General features: G+C 53.9%; 26 protein-coding genes. 19 read left to right on the top strand and 7 right to left on the bottom strand.

The genetic code is table 11. The annotated features are described in order from the left end of the window. Positions 1 to 7 precede the first annotated feature (7 nt). The 5 genes from WJM78_RS05300 to WJM78_RS05280 form a co-directional block, all read right to left on the bottom strand. On the bottom strand, positions 8 to 295 hold the full coding sequence (locus WJM78_RS05300) for a type VI secretion system PAAR protein (protein WP_042038057.1): 288 nt from the start codon (positions 293 to 295) through the stop codon (positions 8 to 10). A 196-nt stretch (positions 296 to 491) separates the two neighbouring features. Then, positions 492 to 1010 carry a type VI secretion system effector Hcp1 gene (gene hcp1 / locus WJM78_RS05295; protein WP_339010171.1) on the bottom strand — a complete coding sequence of 173 codons (519 nt, stop codon included), beginning with the start codon at positions 1008 to 1010 and terminating at the stop codon, positions 492 to 494. A gap of 229 nt (positions 1011 to 1239) precedes the next feature. Then, a complete protein-coding gene (locus WJM78_RS05290) occupies positions 1240 to 2040 on the bottom strand; it encodes a LuxR family transcriptional regulator (RefSeq protein WP_339014252.1) in 801 nt (266 codons plus the stop codon). Between the two features lie 119 nt (positions 2041 to 2159). Further along, positions 2160 to 2357, bottom strand: coding sequence for an H-NS family nucleoid-associated regulatory protein (locus WJM78_RS05285; protein WP_339014250.1), 198 nt, complete (start codon positions 2355 to 2357; stop codon positions 2160 to 2162). Further along, entirely contained in the window at positions 2333 to 2680 is a 348-nt protein-coding gene (locus WJM78_RS05280) for a hypothetical protein (RefSeq protein ID WP_339014248.1), read from the bottom strand. Before WJM78_RS05280 ends, WJM78_RS05285 begins: the two co-directional genes overlap by 25 nt. A gap of 631 nt (positions 2681 to 3311) precedes the next feature. On the opposite strand from WJM78_RS05280, the gene WJM78_RS05275 reads away from it, so the two are divergent. Next, complete coding sequence (locus WJM78_RS05275; RefSeq protein WP_201035395.1) at positions 3312 to 3683, top strand: helix-turn-helix domain-containing protein; 372 nt, start codon at positions 3312 to 3314, stop codon at positions 3681 to 3683. A gap of 114 nt (positions 3684 to 3797) precedes the next feature. On the opposite strand, the gene WJM78_RS05270 is transcribed toward WJM78_RS05275, so the two are convergent. Both WJM78_RS05270 and WJM78_RS05265 read right to left on the bottom strand, forming a co-directional pair. Further along, the gene (locus WJM78_RS05270; RefSeq protein ID WP_339014245.1) at positions 3798 to 4025 is read right to left on the bottom strand and encodes a helix-turn-helix transcriptional regulator; all 228 of its coding nucleotides are present in this window, start codon (positions 4023 to 4025) and stop codon (positions 3798 to 3800) included. A 260-nt stretch (positions 4026 to 4285) separates the two neighbouring features. Further along, positions 4286 to 4912, bottom strand: coding sequence for an inovirus Gp2 family protein (locus tag WJM78_RS05265; protein ID WP_339014243.1), 627 nt, complete (start codon positions 4910 to 4912; stop codon positions 4286 to 4288). A gap of 1784 nt (positions 4913 to 6696) precedes the next feature. Between WJM78_RS05265 and WJM78_RS05260 the strand changes: the two genes are divergently transcribed. From WJM78_RS05260 to WJM78_RS05175, 18 genes are all read left to right on the top strand, one after another. Next, positions 6697 to 7611 carry a hypothetical protein gene (locus tag WJM78_RS05260; protein WP_339014241.1) on the top strand — a complete coding sequence of 305 codons (915 nt, stop codon included), beginning with the start codon at positions 6697 to 6699 and terminating at the stop codon, positions 7609 to 7611. 170 nt (positions 7612 to 7781) lie between these two features. Then, positions 7782 to 8273, top strand: coding sequence for a lecithin retinol acyltransferase family protein (locus tag WJM78_RS05255; protein WP_339014239.1), 492 nt, complete (start codon positions 7782 to 7784; stop codon positions 8271 to 8273). A gap of 14 nt (positions 8274 to 8287) precedes the next feature. Further along, positions 8288 to 8725 (top strand): hypothetical protein, encoded by a 438-nt coding sequence (locus WJM78_RS05250; protein ID WP_339014237.1) that lies wholly within the window; start codon positions 8288 to 8290, stop codon positions 8723 to 8725. Positions 8726 to 8769: 44 nt separating this feature from the next. Beyond that, complete coding sequence (locus tag WJM78_RS05245) at positions 8770 to 9195, top strand: DUF2787 family protein (protein ID WP_339014235.1); 426 nt, start codon at positions 8770 to 8772, stop codon at positions 9193 to 9195. A 9-nt stretch (positions 9196 to 9204) separates the two neighbouring features. Continuing rightward, complete coding sequence (locus tag WJM78_RS05240) at positions 9205 to 9507, top strand: hypothetical protein (protein WP_339014233.1); 303 nt, start codon at positions 9205 to 9207, stop codon at positions 9505 to 9507. Positions 9508 to 9595: 88 nt separating this feature from the next. Next, positions 9596 to 10093, top strand: coding sequence for a RadC family protein (gene radC / locus WJM78_RS05235; RefSeq protein WP_339014231.1), 498 nt, complete (start codon positions 9596 to 9598; stop codon positions 10091 to 10093). Next, positions 10090 to 10281, top strand: a complete 192-nt coding sequence (locus WJM78_RS05230) for a hypothetical protein (protein WP_339014229.1) — start codon at positions 10090 to 10092, stop codon at positions 10279 to 10281. The genes radC and WJM78_RS05230 overlap by 4 nt, the downstream gene beginning before the upstream one ends. 24 nt (positions 10282 to 10305) lie before the next feature. After that, positions 10306 to 10629 (top strand): hypothetical protein, encoded by a 324-nt coding sequence (locus WJM78_RS05225; RefSeq protein WP_339014227.1) that lies wholly within the window; start codon positions 10306 to 10308, stop codon positions 10627 to 10629. A 73-nt stretch (positions 10630 to 10702) separates the two neighbouring features. Continuing rightward, positions 10703 to 11212: a hypothetical protein gene (locus WJM78_RS05220; protein ID WP_339014225.1), complete on the top strand. Its 510-nt coding sequence runs from the start codon at positions 10703 to 10705 to the stop codon at positions 11210 to 11212. Then, on the top strand, positions 11209 to 11424 hold the full coding sequence (locus WJM78_RS05215; RefSeq protein ID WP_339014223.1) for a hypothetical protein: 216 nt from the start codon (positions 11209 to 11211) through the stop codon (positions 11422 to 11424). Before WJM78_RS05220 ends, WJM78_RS05215 begins: the two co-directional genes overlap by 4 nt. Beyond that, positions 11421 to 11783, top strand: coding sequence for a hypothetical protein (locus WJM78_RS05210; protein WP_339014221.1), 363 nt, complete (start codon positions 11421 to 11423; stop codon positions 11781 to 11783). Before WJM78_RS05215 ends, WJM78_RS05210 begins: the two co-directional genes overlap by 4 nt. Positions 11784 to 11860: 77 nt before the next feature. After that, entirely contained in the window at positions 11861 to 12403 is a 543-nt protein-coding gene (locus WJM78_RS05205) for a hypothetical protein (RefSeq protein ID WP_339014219.1), read from the top strand. Between the two features lies 1 nt (position 12404). Beyond that, a complete protein-coding gene (locus WJM78_RS05200) occupies positions 12405 to 12761 on the top strand; it encodes a hypothetical protein (protein WP_339014217.1) in 357 nt (118 codons plus the stop codon). An 84-nt stretch (positions 12762 to 12845) separates the two neighbouring features. Further along, positions 12846 to 13160 (top strand): hypothetical protein, encoded by a 315-nt coding sequence (locus WJM78_RS05195; protein ID WP_339014215.1) that lies wholly within the window; start codon positions 12846 to 12848, stop codon positions 13158 to 13160. Between the two features lie 2 nt (positions 13161 to 13162). Further along, positions 13163 to 13567, top strand: a complete 405-nt coding sequence (locus WJM78_RS05190) for a type IV toxin-antitoxin system YeeU family antitoxin (RefSeq protein ID WP_339014213.1) — start codon at positions 13163 to 13165, stop codon at positions 13565 to 13567. A 204-nt stretch (positions 13568 to 13771) separates the two neighbouring features. Continuing rightward, positions 13772 to 14710: a restriction endonuclease gene (locus tag WJM78_RS05185; RefSeq protein ID WP_339014211.1), complete on the top strand. Its 939-nt coding sequence runs from the start codon at positions 13772 to 13774 to the stop codon at positions 14708 to 14710. Between the two features lie 14 nt (positions 14711 to 14724). Continuing rightward, complete coding sequence (locus WJM78_RS05180) at positions 14725 to 16341, top strand: class I SAM-dependent DNA methyltransferase (RefSeq protein WP_339014209.1); 1617 nt, start codon at positions 14725 to 14727, stop codon at positions 16339 to 16341. Then, entirely contained in the window at positions 16331 to 17734 is a 1404-nt protein-coding gene (locus WJM78_RS05175) for a restriction endonuclease subunit S (RefSeq protein ID WP_339014208.1), read from the top strand. The genes WJM78_RS05180 and WJM78_RS05175 overlap by 11 nt, the downstream gene beginning before the upstream one ends. The last annotated feature ends 9 nt before the right edge of the window (positions 17735 to 17743 follow it).

The raw sequence follows: 17743 nt of genomic DNA, 5'->3' as shown, positions 1-17743 counted from the left end.
TTGTTCCTTATCCTGCTTGCCCGCTGCCCGAACCAATCACCACGCCACCACAATCCACCGCTGTGCCGGTGATAGCGATGGGCTTGCCGTTCACCAATACCGAGCCCACACCACCGGCAATGCTACGCGGATGGGGCGGGTTATTCGGCTTGTCGTGCGGCGCCAGCGGGTCACCCTGACGAGCCACTGGCTTGCCATCGAGAAAAACATCAGGGCTGGCGGCTATCACCGGGGTCGGTGGAAAACCATCGTGGTCGGTGCCAAGGTCACCAAGCAGTGCAATGGAGGGACACATAATTCAAACCTCTTGTGTGCTTTGCCATCACTCCGCTCTCACTACCACGACATCAATCTCTGGGCAGGGGGATGGCAAAACATAAAAGGCTCCGGCAGCCAAAGACTGGCCGGAGAAACACGGTATAAAGGCCGGTGCACACCGGCCACAAGATACGAAACCTAATACAGGAAATAACGAAATCAGAACGTCAGGCTTATGCCTCGACAGGGGCGCGCCAGTCGTCAGCACCAGAGGTACCGGCAACGGTGTGCTCCCAGTCAATCTTGCGGTAAGCAAGAGAGACCTGGATAAGCTGGGTGAAGTCGGATTTCGCCGGGTCTTGGCAATGCGGCATCTGGCAGTCGATGTCAACGATGGTGGCATCGGTCAGCACGGTAGAGAAGAAGTGCTCCTGCTTGCCTTCCACAGAGGTGCGGTACCACTTCAGGGTCACTTTCGGCAGCATCTCGCCGGAAGCCAGGGAGTTGTACATCAGCGGCACAGCTTTGTTCAGCGCAACGGTGAACTTGAACGGCTTGTGTACACGCTGACCAGCAGGCTGACCGGATTGCGGGTCAGTCGGCACGGTGACAACGTGTTGGAACTCTTGTACCAGCATCTCGTCTTCGTGACCTTGTACGAAGATGTTACCGACGGAGTCGGAGGTGAAGGCACCGGCAGTGATGTTGCCCTGAGTTTTACCTTCAATGCTGATATAACATGGAGTTGGCATGGGTATGCTCCTAAATAGGTGGGTTAAATGAACTAGCACTCGACCAAACCCTTAGCAGTGACCGTGCCAACTTCTCTTCTCATTATTTATCAATCACTTACCTCCACCTCATAGCCTCAACCGCACAACCCTGAGCAAGTTTTCGCTCAAACAGCGCACATATCTCAGCAAATATTGCCAAGACAGTGATTTAGCCTAATAGGTGGGCAATAAATTGCGCCAGTCAGAACTATTGACCGTCTTCATCAACGTTCCCCACTAACGCAGCATCGATATTGAGCCGCACCAGCCCCTGCTTGAGCGCCCAGGATATCGCCTGGCTTTTATTGCTGGCTCCCAGCTTCTCGGCAATACGCTCCAGGTGAAAGGTCACCGTTCTAGGGGTGATGCCCAATATCTGGGCAATATCGCTCACCTGCTTCCCCTCTGCCGCCCACTGGCAGACCTCCAGTTCCCGCAGACTCAGCGCATCCCGAGGGGGTATATCGGACAAGCAGACCCGAACGACCGCCTCAAAGATGTGCACCGATAGCCAGCTCAAAAAGGGCGTGGCCGTCAGCCATTGGTGTTCAGTACGGGGTGTTAGGGTAATGAACGACAGCAACCCCACATGACCATTGGCCCCATGCCAGGGGAAAGTGATGCCATCGCGCAATCCCGCTTCATGAGCCTGCAGCATCACCTCAAGCCCATGGGTATCTTGTTGCTCGCAGCACTCGGTGATGAGATTAGCCCACAGGATGGGCGTGCTCTGCGTCATCCCCTTGCGCACCACTGGGTCTACCGCAAAGAAGCGCTGCGCATCATAGGCCTGCACCCACTGGGCAGGACAGCCATTGAAGATGCGCACCTCGGGACGCTGGATAGAGCTTGGCGAGATGAACCCCAGCCGAAAGTGGTCAAAGCCCATCTGCTGGCTGAGAGTAAGCAACAGCGCAACTATGGTGTGCTCGTCAGTGGCCGTATCGAACTGGGTGATGAGCGTCAGTGCGTCGGCAGTATTGAGAAAATGAAACGGGGTAGTGGTCAAGCATTCAGCTTATAAGCGATAAAATGTACTAAATATTACCAACAATCAATCAGATGGCGCAATCTATCACCAGCTAATGATAGATAAGGCCACATCGAGTATTGATGCGGCCTATACGTTCAGATGAGGAACTCGTCCAGCTGACGGCTTTGCTCGAGCTGCTCAGCCAGGAATTTGGGCGTACGGCCCTGACCGGTCATGTCGCATCCAGGAAAACCCAAAAAACCACAGCTCGGCGTTAAGCCGAGCTGTGGTTTGTCATTGATGTGATACTTCAAGGCTATCTGCGTCATCAGCTCGTGGGTGTGAATGTCCATGCGCCTTGGTCAGTCTCTACAACGATTTCAACCACATCACAGTGATAGCGCTTGCCACTCATGCTGTTATACAACATGTAACGGTAGGACTGGGTCGCGCCAAACTTCAGCGTGTATGCCTCATTCGGATTACTCAGGCTTGGGTTGCACTGATTTCGATTGACCATCACCTTGTTGACAGTTAGTTCATCCGCCAACCCCGTGACATTGACAATCCGATAGTTGCCCTCCTGACCAACACTTATTTTGACAGACCCGTTTTTTGCCAGCACGCCACTGCTGACGCACAGGCATGCGAGTAATAAATACGGTTTCAATCCCATGCAAACCTCTGGTAAAGGAAATTGGTTGTATTGAATGCATCAGGGGAGAATGGGTGACTCGGCTTGCTCTTGGGCCTTCCCCCTGGGCAGAGAGAGGGCGATGGGATGCACATCAAGGCCGATTGGGGCCAGGAGCATTGCTGCCCACAACCCCGTTCCGCTGGCAAGGCCTGCCGCCTCTCCCCTTATCCATTGCGCCAGGATGACCTAGCTTTTCCACCACTTGTACAACCCGTAGGCGGCAGCCCCAATTGCAATGGGCGCTGCGGCGGTGACCGCCAGTCCAGCGGCCATGCCGCCACCAACCACACTCCCAACAGTGGCCAAGCCCGACGTAATGCCAGCAGCACCCAACCCGCCGACGGCGCCCACAGCAGCTACCGTGCTAACAGACCCGGCTGCACCCGCTGCAGCGCCAACGGCTCCCGCCTTTGCGGCGTTTTTGTCGATGTCACTCATGTCATACCTCTCCATACCGATAGGTTGTTCGTTTGCCAATAAACGTGTGTAAATCACCAGAATGAACGCTCTAGTTTCATCCTCAATCAATTTACAACCCAACGTTCATTTCATCAACCCTTTGGCTCAACAAAACTGCTTCTACAACTTTTGAGTTCATAACGGTCATGTAATGAGCAAGTTCACATCAACAGAGATGGATGTCCTGTTAGGGAAGCGGGTCAAACTCCGGCGCAAGGAGTTGCGGGTGTCAGCGGCGCAACTGGCAGAGGCGCTAGACCTGTCTCAGCAGCAGCTGTCCCGATATGAGCGAGGCGGGAATCGGATTAGTGCGGCGTTGCTAGTTGATATCGCAGCACTGCTGGATACCCCGGTTGAGTGGTTTTTCCTTGAGTGCACCTCAGGCTACGGAGCGCTCATTACTGCGCCAGCCCCCTTGGCTTATCGCCCAACAGAGGGGCTCAAGCGTCGGCTAGAGCAGCAGTGGGCAGGCCTGACCCCAGAGAAGCAGCAAGCCCTCATCCAGTTTCTCGATTTTTATTGATGGAGATGACAGAGAAATCAGGCTAGCTAGCCCGCACTACCTGACCCTCACCACAACACGGGGTGATATGACAGGTACAGGGCCAAGCGTCGTTGTTACATAACATGGGATTGTCTACGCACTGGCTGCATCAGCCTGATTGAACCGGGCCAATATCCACTGGTCCACATCGCTTTCCAGCCACCCCACACTTTTCAGGCCAAGACGCACTCGCTTGGGGAAGGATGGGTCATAGCGGGGTGAACTCTCGCTCATCCAGTCATACAGCGTGCTACGAGCGATGCTCAGCTTGAACATCATGTCTTTGAGGCGCAGAACTCGAACTGGTTTGTGTTGGCTCATGGTGAAATTTCCTGAATAAAAAATGCCATGGCAACAAGTGCAACCATGGCATGGGGATAAGGGTAACGGCGCTCAGTGGCGCTGTCGGCGATGAGGTCAGACAGCAGTGACGATGTAAGTGCTATGCCTGCTCATCAGATAGCAAGTGGCGTAGAGAAATACCGATGGGGTTCATTAGGCCGTGGCAATGTCTCGGTAACGGGGGGCTTGAGGCGCTGGCGTTCCAAGCGCCCTCGTTGCAACCCCCTTCGCGTCACGGGCTACCTCTTGCCACCGGCCGAGCACCCAAGCGACCGATTGGCTTTGCTGTACACCTTGGTCCGGTCTTTGGCCATGTAACTGACCCGCTTAAGAAGTCTTTTGTAGTCGGCAGAGTTTCGCTCATCCGCCCTGGGCCAGTACCAGGGGTTTTGGGGGAAATGAACCAAAGAGGCATGTTTTTCTATGTCGTCCAGTTTCAAGGCACTACACCACGCCTGACATGTCATGATGAACAGGCTGGGGCTTGCATGCTTGTCCGCTGGATTGGCCTTGAAGTCACCTGGCGAATAGAACGCATCCTTGTTGAGCATCAGCACCAGGTGGTAATGAGCCTGATCACTTTCCTCCCCGTGCTCTCTGACCCAGATATAGAACAAGGAGGTGTCATGCACGCGCTTGCTTTGGGCCTCTTTTTTCTTGCGCTTGCGGTTTGCCTTGAGCTTGGCCTTGAGCGAGCCAATGAAGCGGGAAATGGCCATGGTATCTGCTGCCAGTTCCTTGTTGGGGAAGTGCAGGTCGATACGCACCGCCATGAGCCTGGGGTGAGTCGCAAGCGCCAGGTCGATAGTGTCCTTACAGCGCTGCAGGTAGTAGGAGTTATGCCATTTGCTAGACAGTGACGACATGATGAAATCCTCTTAGGTGTGTTTGGGTGTCACCAGATGGATTTCGTCGTAAAAAGTTATGTCGATTTGACTGCATGCCACAGGGCGTGACGGTTTGAACCGGATGCCTGCTCAGGTGATGGGCTGATTGATGCGTTGGGGATGCACTGATGGTGCTGATGGTGCTGATGGTGCTGATGACGGAGTACTGCGCGTTATGTTGAATAGCAAGGCCTCTCATAGCGCCTCATTCACTCTCTGACGCATTACTCAAGGAAAGATGACCCATTGAGTGCCATCAGTCTCAAAATGGCTGTATGACGCCCACAGAGGCGATAATGAACCAGCTAGACTGCACAGCTCATTCAGGGGTCACTTCAGATAGGCTTAATCACCCACAACGAAGCATGAAACAGAACGCGATACAGATGGCCGATAGCACCTCTCCTCCTGCATTCAGGCATTCATACCCCTTGGGAAATCCATTAACGGTCACGTCGCTTAACATCCAGCTATAAGGGCTTCATCAACGTCGGTAACAGCATCAGTCTCAATGTCCGTCATATAGGTCCTATACACCCTGATACGGAGGTTAGATGTCAACGCACTGGCTCACGCCTCTATTTCAGATAAAACCGTTCATGATGCGATACAGGCCTCTGAGTCGATGCTTGGGCTCTTGCTGGATTAAAATGCCATACCATCCACCTACACCTCACACATCCCTTTACAACTCCCATCGATACCTCTGTCGGTCTATATCCAGACATCCTCACCGATAAGCCATGGCAAGCCTATCAACGAGATACTGCCGATACTCCACTCCTTGCGAAAGACCATATCAGCAACACCATCCATCAATGTGATAGACCAGCATCTATGCTTTATGTACTCCATATCTATTCAGGCACATACCCCATATTCATGGTTTATATAATTCATATCCATCAGATATATTGTCCATATTCCCTTCCATATACATCACATTATTTCCATGTATTGTTTATGAGTTATATACTCTATATTATTATATTAACAAACCGACATGTTTTACCTCGTACTTAGCTAGCCTAAGAGGAATATAAACCCAGGCACTACAAGGTTTCCGGAATGTATATGAAATCGCTCGCAGTGGAAAAATCACTCTGGAGTTATCATTTTGTCACATTCCTATTCCTCCCATTACCATGAGTGTCTGCCAGCATTAACAATGTCCGTCGCTCCTGATGTTCTCTGGATAATGGAATGGGGGTTGACGTCGAGGGGCGAGTGCGCGTGGCGATGAAAGGATAGGTGACCACCGAATGCTATCTTGCGTATTTTTTCACTTACCGAGCACATCCGACTTACTTCCCCTCGCACGAAATGCTCGTCAGTCTCAGTCTGCGTTAGCCGAGACATTAACCCCCTTAAAAGAATGCTAAGGCCAGTAATAAAAAACTGGCGACCACATGGTTGTGAACGCCGCTGCGAGCGAGAGATGGAGATTGGATGAGGTGACCGACGAGACGGTGAGCACAAGGAGGGTAACGCAGGAGAAAGGGGGTAGTGGCTTGCCTTACTGAAGAAAATGACCAAAAAGGGGAGCAAGAAGAGGCTTGTCTTGATGGTAAGTCACCACGGGCAAACCCTGATAAAACATCAACAAAACGATGACAAAACTAACGTATAGATACGATATGACGACAAGAGACATTTTCCAGTGACAATAAAACAAGCATCATGATACGGTTATACCACTACGTAGTTTTGTCAGTTGATGGGGAAGCATGAAGACAAGTTACGATGACATACGGCATTCCGCTATGGCTAGCGATATCCGAGGATGCCAGTTTTGCCTTATTTATCTGAATAAGACCAAGGGCGTTCCAATCGACAACTGTGACAAGAATGATGTTCGCAGCTGTCGAATGGCAATACATAGCATGATTTCAAAGGCTGCACCAAACGGGAATTCCCGCGCCCATTTAATTGCTGAACTAGAGCGGGCGCATGCGACAAACATCCTTCCGATAACGCATTTTGATTGGTTCAAAGAAGATGAGCGCGCTGCATTTTGGTTGTGGGCCTATATTTATCAAGCCGATGATAACACGATTGGCATACCACCTACTGGCAATCCGCTTGAAAATATGTATAAGCGGCTTAAGTTGAGCGAGTCACCATGTCACCATCAAGAACGACTATCACTCATCATCACCTTTATGGACCGTATTGAAGTTCCGTTGTCATCACCTGATGTTAAGGCGAGTCAGCTAGAGCGACTCAAGGATAGATGGAAGCACATATGCGCCCAACCAACACCATTAAAATGGTTGCCTGATGAAGAAGCGTCGGTACAGTGGGCGTGGGAGCGTTTAAACGCACACTTTTATGATACCAAAAAAACATACAGCCCCCTATTTCCATCAACACCGCAACTAACTCATTGGTTTGTGCCGTTTAACCATGCCGAACGGTTACTTGCTGTGCGCGGGGCGCTGGATTTATGGGACTACGCCCCCGACAGCAAGCGGCTATTTTTGCTCAATTTAAACAAAGCCTGGAACCAACGGAAATTACGCCAACAACGCACAGATAAAAAAGCACTGAACACGTACTTGAGAAACGAAACAAAGGCGCACCTTGACTCACTGGCCGCGCATTACGACATGCGTATCAGTGATGTGTTGGAAATGCTGATTAAGGAGCGTCACCGGCAGGTTACATCCTCGTCCTGATGGCGTTACCGCCCTCATCAGCGTGGAGCAGGCCATTTTTTCACTTCCATAAATTTTCAGACCGACATTACCCATGTGACACACCACACAGGGTGTCTTCATATCGAACAAGCCCTGGCATTTGCCGGGGCTTGTTCGTTTCGGTCTTCACACACTTATGGGAGTACGTTATGCAACGAGGTGACCACCTGGTCGTTTCACGGGGATTGTTTACCCATCATGGCCTGTACCTTGGCGGGCAGCAGGTCATTCATTATGGCGGTGGGCTGTCGAGCCGAGAGCAGGCTGACGGGGTGGGAATCATCTCGTTGGAGGCCTTTGCTAATGGCCGCCATGTCACTGCGCGGCCCCATCCCTCAGCCACCTATGACGCCGATGCTCGCCTTGCAAGGGCGCTCTCTCGTCTGGGGGAACGTCAATACCATCCCCTCACCAACAACTGCGAACACTTCGTCAACTGGTGTATCGACGCACAAGCACGCAGTCCACAGGTCACCACTGCCATCACCACCGGCTCACTGCTGATGACCCCCTATGGCCGGGCAGCCCTGTTTGGGCTTGGCTATCACGTCTGTCGCTCACTGGGTGGCCCTGTGGTTATCGGGGGACTGATTGGCTATGGCCTTGCTCGGCTGGTTAAAAACCTGCGTTCTTCTGGGTAAGGAGTATCCACATCATGATGAATACTCTCTCCATCAACCCGACAGTGGTGGCTCGCATTGATAGCTTTATCCAGGCTGCCGGGATATCCCCTGCCAGCATGCGTTGGTTATTGCATCTCACCCCAACCAAAGGGGAGATGGCCCACACCACGACCACCCTGCTGCTGCAGTGCTCTGGCACGACAGGCCCTGGGGATGTGCAGTGGCAATTACTCAGTGTCACGGATGCCAGCGGCTGGCCTGACATGCAACGGCCCTTTCAGGAACTCTACGTCGATATCGAGCAGCACCAGTATTGGTACTGCCAAGGGGGTCCCTTAACCCCAGCGCAATTCACACAGGTCTTCGAGCAATGGCAGGACCGCTTCATTGCACATCACCCCATCGCGTTCACCCGAGCAGACGCAGAGGCACTGGAGCCTGCGGTAGCGGGCACCAATACCGCTGACTGACACAGGGCAATAGCCCGACAAAACCTTTATCCAGGAGCCTTGATATGACTATTCCTATTGACTGGGAAGGCACTGCCTTGCCCGTCTCCCATACCTTGCTTGATATCCTCAGCCATGAAATCGCACATGCCGGCCATGACTTGACCTGTTGCACTGCGCTCACCTTCCACTTTCGTAATCCCACCTACAGCCCGACAACCGGTGGCGTTCATCCGGTCGAGATGCGCCTGATACGCAAGGCCGCGCGCTGGCGGTTCGATTACATCACCGATTTCAGTTACCAGGGCCTTGACCAGTATGCAGCGCTCTGTAGGGAACTCGATTTTAACTTCCTCAGTGGCAAGCACGCCCTGCAAGGCTGGGGACCATTACCCATGACTGACGCCAGTGAGCTGTTCACCCTGTGGCAGAGCAATTTCATCACCTACGCCCAGTTGGGATTTTTTAACGTCATAGTCAGCAAGGGATAGGAGGTCAAGATGCCCAAACAACCGATAGCCGTTGAGCTCGAGGCCATCAATCGGGATGGCGAGACGCAGGTGGTACGTGACAGTGGCCTGACCGTGCACGGCTACAGCGTCTACCTGCGGGCGGTAGAGGCCAGTGGGTTGGCACTGGCCACCTGGGTAGCAGACTACGACACCATAGGACCGGCCTACCAACTGGCAGAGCGCTTGAGCCTTGCACTGGCCATCCCTCTCACCGTGCTGGTCCCCGAATCGCTGATGCCGGTGAAACATGAACCCACAGCCAAAGCAGGCCCCATCACGACGGCCAGCTGAACTACCCTCACAATGAACCAACAACCTCTCTGCATTTAGCCTCGGTATGCCTCGCGCTGCCGGGGTCTTTCTTTTTCAGGAGACCACCATGCATTACCACAAACTCAAAGCCGGGGAATGCCCCGGCACTTATGTCGTCACCGAACCGGTGACCGAGCAAGACCTGCTGCGTATCGCTAACCAGATTGCCCGCAAGCGTCTGGCCAAAGGCAATGCCATTACCAGCACCACAGAGGCCGCTCTGCGGCTGCAAACCTTGCTACAGGACCGGGAACATGAAGTGTTTGGGGCACTGTTCCTTGACTCCCAACATCGTGTACTGGCCTTTGAGGAGCTGTTTCGCGGCACTCTCGATAGCGCCAGCATCTACCCACGGGAAGTGGTCAAGCGGGCCTTGTTACTCAACTGCGGGGCCATCATCGCAGTGCACAATCACCCCAGCGGTGACCCTGAACCTAGCCACTCAGACCGGGTCTTTACCCAGGCCCTCAAAGAGGCCTTGGCGCTGATCGATGTGCGATTGCTTGACCATCTGGTGGTCGGCGCTGAGGGCGTGGTATCGCTGGCGGAGCGAGGTCTGTTATGACCCTGACCCCAGGCAAATCACACCTCACTGCCTTCGATATCCTCATCGAGCTGCGCTGCTGGCTTGAAGATAACGTTCAGATGCAGGCCGAGCCAGCCATCGTCGCTCACCTGCCCAACGGTTACCAACTCACCCAGGCCGACTGTGTCGAGGCCATTGATGCGCTGTTGCATCAGTTGCGGCACTAATCAGGCCAAGAAGGGACAAGCACGATGCGATTACCTAACCCCTATACCCTTGAGGAAACGCTGGGCAAGCTGCGCCATGGCCTAGCAGCTACCTGCAACGAGGATGCGCTGGCGTTATTGGAGAAGGCGGTCACCCAGGCTGGTGACGATCAGATTTATGCCAAGCAGCTTGAAGAGGCTTTGCTGCTGGGCTCCTCCGTCGAAATACGCGAGTGTCTCAACTGCTTTGGCGACTACTTCGAGCTCTCCCGAGACGTGCCGCCCTATTACCCGTACCACGATGTCGCTCACCCAGACGCAGAGCCCGCCAACATCCCCAAACCCGGATCATCTGGTCCAACACCATGATCTGGATATGCCGACACAACCCACAGGGCCACCTCACTGCAGGTGGCCCTGTTCATTTCAAGGAACCATCCCTATGTCTGCCTTCATGATTGACAGCCAGGATTACCTGGCCTTTGCCGTGCAGTTACACCAATTTTGCAATGCCCCGATGCCACCCCATTACACCCTTGAGTTGCTGCGCACCCTCTGGTGGATACCGCCAGCAGACACGACCAGTACCTGGACGTGGCGAGTTGATCGGTTGGTACGGTTGATGATGCTCGCCAACCGCCGTGCAGTCTGGCATCGCTATCAGCTGGGGCGTCAGCAGGACCACAAGGAACCACGTCAGCACCGCTCGAACAAGCTGAGTCCGTTTAAACCTGCCCACCGTTACCACCAGGCACCACTCACCGATGCAGAACTGGTGGCGCTGTACAAATTCACCTGCTGCGCCCTGTACCAATCGAGTGAATGGAGCGGGAGCCCCGAGCAGGCTCCCCGGCTAGTGAAGGTGATACAGCAGTTGCAGCAAGCGCTGGCGCAAGACGTGCTGACCCGATTGTCATTGTGGGAGAAAGCCCCTTGGGGAGAGATGCGATGAATATCTCCATCACCCTGACGATGACGGGTTCACCACCGAGTTCAACGGCCCACCTGGCTCAACACATCGCCGATGACATGGCACAGCTGCATCAGCGTCTAGGGGATGGGGTCAGTGATGAACTGGGCATCAGCATCAGTTACCTGGTCGAACAATTTGCGCTGCTGGCCGCGGCTTACCGCATACCTGCAGAAAGGGAGAAACACCAATGATTGAATTTACCGACAGCTTTAGCCAAGCCGCCGTGGCGGAGGCCATGTGTGCCCATTCAGGGCTCGCCAAGCTCATCAGCCAGCAGTTGATGTTGCCGAGTTTTGCCTATGCCCACGATGTGGAGGGGAGACGTATTGGCGGCCCGCTGGTCGCCCCCAACCCGGTACTGCACAAGACCACGCTCTTTGTCAGTCCACGAGATATGCGTGAGCACCTGCCACGAGAGATTAACTTCGCCCGCTTTCGCTGCCCCTGTAATGCAGCGGGTCAACCGGTCGGCGAGTGGCAGCGGGTGATAGTAGGGGCCTACGTCAACCACGGTAGTAATGACGAGCCGGATTGGAGTAGTCACACCTGAGCCACGGCCACCAGCACAAACAAGACCTCTAACAGCCCCTCACGCCGAGGGGCTGTTTGCATTTGAAGGAATCCACCATGCACAACCTGTGTGATTACAAATCCCTGTCCGCTCGGCAGATAACCGCTGCCATCGGCCAGCTCAACCACAACACCGCACCGAAGATAATGACCCACCTGGCATTACGGGCCAGACAGCCGCAACCGCTCGGTAATGGCCGTAGCAGAACCAAGGCACTCAAGCTGCTGCGCCGGGTCAAGAAGGCCCACAAGGCGGGCAGTATCCCGCTTGAGCTCACCGTGACTGGTTGCCGCATCGACCGGGGGTGCCATCAGGCTGACCGCTACTACTACGACCGAACACTGCTGGCTCAGGGCTGGCAGCAATACGACACCGAGGAGGACGCCTGGTACTACGGCATCTGGATTAACACCGAGAAGCTGGAGACTTTTACCTATGCCGAGGGGGATACCCACCATGTGATGGCGCCAAGCATCGAGGCGTTTCGCGCTGAATTGGCGCGACTCTACCAGTACCACCCGCAAGCCCCGGCGTTTATCAGCATCGACCCGGAAGCAGGCGTTGTGACCCACCACTTTGAAGCCAAGCCGGAGGTGTGAAATGGCCAAACACATCACTATCAAGGTGCCTGGCAAACATCCACAAACCGGCGAGCTCACTACCTTCGAGCTAAAGGGGCAACGCATGGATATCGACATCGGTGGGCAGGCCGTGCCTTTCCTCATACACGGGAGGGGGATAGGAACGTCGCTCACCCACATCCCGAGTGGCTACCGCATAGCCCTGCTCGGTGGCTGGCTCACCGCTCGTTACGCAATACCAGAGAATAAGCCCAGCAGAACGACATGCGCCCAGATGGCCATAGACCGACTGGTGGCCCAATACGGCTCGCTGCACCTGCTGGACCGACTCAATTGCAAGCAAGTTATCAATGATACAGCTGACTGCGCTCGTTGAGGTCCCACCGTCTCGCTCATCCACAAACAGCATAAAGGGCCAGCCCTCACAGGCTGGCCCTTTGCATCATTGGAGTCACCGAACATGACCCGTCTTATCACCGGGCTCGAGGTGCATCGCTATGCTCCCGAACTCAACAAACTGCATTTGCGCAACCGGCAGACGTTACCGGCGCCCGGCATTACCAGCATCAAGGACGCCAAAGCACGCCTGTTTGGCCGCTGGCAGCCTGGGCATCAGGTGACCATCACCGTGAGCCATCCCGACTACATCAATCTCTCCCGGCTTTATCGGGGGAGGCTAGCAAGCCTGACAGACCTCCCCGTGCATCTGACCAGATTGCGACAGCGCCACAACGTGCCCGGCACCATCATCGACATTCAACTGAGGTATCGCTAATCATGACCACGACAACCACCCACACCAATGACCAACAACCCGCAGCACCAGACCAGCCCACTCGGATTTTTACGCAGTGGGGCTTGTCCCACACCGTTACACCGCGCTTTGGCGCTCGTCTTATTCAAGAGCATCATCGCCTCCACTTTTTGTCAGACCGCGCCTCACTGGTTGGCAAATGGGAAGAGGAGGCAATAGACCAGCTGGAAGCCGCCTTCCCAGCCATCATTAAGGAATTAGAAGGAAAGCTCTTGAGAGGGGAATTGGATCCCCGCAGCCAGCAGTGCATCACTATCCAGCACGGCGGTTTCACCTGTGAAGCCGATACCTTGGGCAGCCATGGATATCTCTATATCTGCATTTACCCTGCCACGAGCACGAACGCCAATCCTGACCGCAAGGCGTGACCACACATTCGCTTGTGGTAACATTTTTGCACCTACTCGTCCGTGATAAGTGTGTCGGTCGAAGGGAAGGCCAATGCGTGGCCCTCCCTTTGTTTTTGTTATTTTGTTTTTTCTAAGCTGCTCCCAGAATCCTCGACACCAACTGGCTCCAGCTATGTCGCTGTGGCAAGATACGCCCCTGTTTTGTCTCGCTCTGGTCGCCCGATGAAAGAAACCCTGCCCAGCTATGAAGCCATGATGCCGGTGGTGCTCAAGGTCTTGGCCGATGGTATACCGCGCCCTCTACGGGAAGTATTCGATCGGGTTTGTCAGCACTATGCCTTCACACCGCAACAGCTTGCCGAAGCCTTGCCAAGTGGTCGTCAAACCACCTTGCGCAGCCGGGTCGGCTGGGCCAAGACCTACTTGGTGAAAGCCGGGCTTATCGCCCAACCTAAGCGGGGCATCTGCGTGATCACAGCTCGTGGCAAAGCTGCTTTGGCTTCTGGTCTGCCTATCGACAATCGCTACCTTGCCCAGTTCGGCGAGTTTGTGGCCTTTACCCAGGCGCCCAGTGAAGGTGCGGGCAATGCGCGGCAAATCGTGGCGCCCCTGAGCGAGCAGCCACAACCCGATCAGGCCAGCACCCCGCAAGAGCACATTGAGCAGGCGCTGGCCGCCATCAATCGCTCCCTTGCCGACGATCTGCTGGCCGAGATCCTTGGGCTTTCCCCTCGCTTCTTTGAACAGCTGGTAGTCGATCTGATGGTCGCTATGGGGTACGGCGGCAGTGCTCAAGAAGCTAGCCATACCACCCGCTACAGCAGCGATGGCGGGATCGATGGCATCATCAAAGAAGACAAGCTGGGGCTCGACTCCATCTACCTGCAAGCCAAGCGCTACACCGACAGGACGGTGGGCAGTCCAGAGGTCCAGTCCTTCGCCGGGGCACTCGACCGCTACAAAGCCCGGAAAGGGGTCTTTATCACCACGTCTGGCTTTAGCCGCGAGGCGCAAGAATATGTGGGGGAGATTGAGAAGCGCATCGTGCTGATCGACGGTACTCGTCTCACCGCCCTGATGATTGAACACAACGTGGGTGTCTCCACCCGTCAGGTCTTCGCCATCAAGGCGCTGGACACCGATTATTTTTCAGAAGAATAAGAGAACACAGATACATGGCCACCGCCCCGAAAAAAGCACCCGCCAAGAAAGCCAGCAAAGGCTTTGAAGAGACCCTCTGGGATACCGCCAACCAGCTGCGTGGCAGCGTGGAATCCTCCGAATACAAGCACGTGGTGCTGAGCCTGGTGTTCCTCAAATTTATCAGCGACAAGTTCGAGGCCAAGCGCGCACAGCTCATCGCCAACGGCCAGGAAGCCTTTGTCGATATGGATGTGTTCTACCAGCAAGACAATGTGTTCTTTCTGCCCGAAGCGGCACGCTGGGGCTATATCAGTGCCCGCGCCAAGCAGGATGATATTGCCGTCATTATCGATACGGCCCTCTCGACCATCGAGAAGTGCAACGCCTCGCTGGCCAATGCCCTGCCCGATAACTACTTCTCCCGCTTGGGGCTCGACGCGACCAAGCTCGCCTCTTTGATCGACAGCATCGAGAACATCGACACCCTCGCCAGTGAATGCGATCTGACCGAAGAGGATCTGGTGGGCCGGGTGTATGAGTACTTCCTTGGCAAGTTTGCCGCCAGTGAAGGCAAGGGCGGCGGCGAGTTCTATACCCCCAAAGCCGTGGTCACCCTGCTGGCCGAGATGCTTGAACCCTATCAGGGCAAGATCTATGACCCCTGCTGTGGCTCGGGCGGCATGTTCGTCCAGTCCCTCAAGTTTGTGCAAAGCCATCAGGGCAAGAGCCAGGATATCGCCATCTACGGTCAGGAGCTGACCAGCACCACTTACAAGCTGGCCAAGATGAACCTGGCGGTGCGCGGTCTTTCCGGCAATCTGGGGGAGCGCCCGGCCGACACCTTCTTTGCTGACCAACACCCGGATCTCAAAGCCGATTTCATCATGGCTAACCCACCGTTTAACTTGAAAGATTGGCGCAACGAGGCGGAGCTGACCAACGACCCGCGCTTTGCCGGTTTCCGTACCCCGCCCACCGGTAATGCCAACTACGGCTGGATACTCCATATGCTCTCCAAGCTGTCAGAAGATGGCATAGCGGGTTTTGTACTGGCCAACGGTTCGATGAGCTCCAACAGCAGCGGTGAAGGAGAGATCCGCCAAAAGCTGATCGAAGATGACCGTATCGAATGCATGATCGCCCTGCCGGGCCAGCTGTTCTACACCACCCAGATCCCGGTTTGCCTGTGGTTTATCAGCAAGAGCAAACAGGCCAGCGTCAAATATGGCTACCGCGATCGCCGTGGTGAGACCCTGTTTATCGATGCCCGCAATCTCGGCACCATGATCAGTCGCACCCAGAAAGAGCTGACCACGGCCGATATCGCCACCATCGCCGATACCTTCCACGCTTGGCGCAGTGACGAGGGCGAACTCAAGCGCCGTGTTGAGGCTAAAGAGATCGGGATTGAGCAATATCAAGATCAGGCTGGTTTCTGCAAGGTCGCGACGCTCGACGACATGAAAGCCAACGACTATGTGCTGACCCCGGGTCGCTATGTGGGCGCAGCCGATATTGAAGATGACGGCATCGCCTTTGAGACCAAGATGCAGGAGTTAACCCAGACCCTCTATCGCCAGTTGGATGAAGCTACTGCGCTGGACCAAGCGATCCGCTCCAATATGGAGGCGCTGGGTTATGGGAAATAACTGGACACAAGCCAAACTCGGTGACTATGTCGAATCTTGCCTAGGGAAAATGCTAGACAAGAATAAGAATACTGGCGAATACCATCCTTACCTAGGTAATAGTAATGTAAGGTGGGGAGCGTTCGAGCTTGATGATCTTTCGGAAATGAAGTTCGAAGCACATGAGCATGATCGTTATGGAATTATAAAAGGCGACTTAATTATTTGTGAGGGTGGTGAACCCGGACGATGTGCAATTTGGGAAGGTAACATCCCAAATATGAAGATACAAAAAGCGTTACATCGTGTAAGGCCACTGCCAGGGTTAGATGGTGAGTACTTATACTACTGGTTCCTTTTTTCCACTCGAGCAGGCCATATTGATCCTTTTTTTACTGGCACTACAATTAAGCACCTTACAGGTAAGGCACTAAAGGAAATTCCAATTAAAATTCCACCATTGAAATATCAGCAAGATGGTGCGAAATTACTGAGAGGATTAGATAAAAAAATCACCCTCAACCGCCAAATCAACCAGACTCTAGAGCAGATGGCGCAGGCGCTGTTCAAGTCGTGGTTTGTGGACTTCGATCCTGTGGTCGATAACGCGCTGGATGCAGGCTTCTTTGCGCAGGATTTAGCCTTCTCTGACGAGCTGCTGCGCCGTGCCGAGGCCCGTAAAGCCATGCGTGAACACGCTGGCTTTAAGCCGCTGCCAGACGCTACCCGCCAACTGTTCCCCGCCGCCTTTGAGGAGTGCGCCGAGCCTTCTGTTGGTCTTGGTGGCTGGGTGCCACAGGGGTGGACAGTTAAATGTGTATCTGAGGCTATAACAATTAATCCAAAAGTTAATTTGGCTAAAAATAAAATCGCGAAATTCGTTGATATGAAAGCCCTGCCCACACAGGGTTACTCAATAGAAGATGTTATCGAAAAACCTTTCTCTGGGGGCATGAAGTTCCAAAATAATGATGTATTACTTGCTCGTATAACACCTTGTTTACAGAACGGTAAAACGGGAATCGTTGATTTTCTATCTGAAAATGAATCAGGTTTTGGCTCAACGGAGTTCATTATTCTTCGTGGTAATGAAAAAGTTCACCATACCTATGTTGCTTGTTTAGCTAGATATGAAAACTTCAGACAACATGTAATGCAAAGCATGGTCGGTTCATCTGGACGGCAAAGAGTACAGAATGGCTGTTTTGATGACTACCAGATCGCCATTCCATCTGTTGAGATAATGAACGAGTTTTCTAGTTTGGCGTTGCCGTCATTTAAAAAGTTAAAGCAGAATACAAAGGAAAGTATTGCGTTGGCTAATCTCCGAGACATCCTATTACCTAAGCTGATTTCCGGCGAACTGCGCCTCAATAATATTGAGGCGGGTCTAGCCAAGGAATGGATGGAGTAGCTGTGGCTA

Source organism: Aeromonas popoffii (genome assembly GCF_037818705.1).
Taxonomy (GTDB): Bacteria; Pseudomonadota; Gammaproteobacteria; order Enterobacterales; family Aeromonadaceae; genus Aeromonas; species Aeromonas popoffii.
The sequence above is the reverse complement of the archived record's forward strand: the minus strand, read 5'-3'. Positions and strand labels throughout refer to the sequence as shown.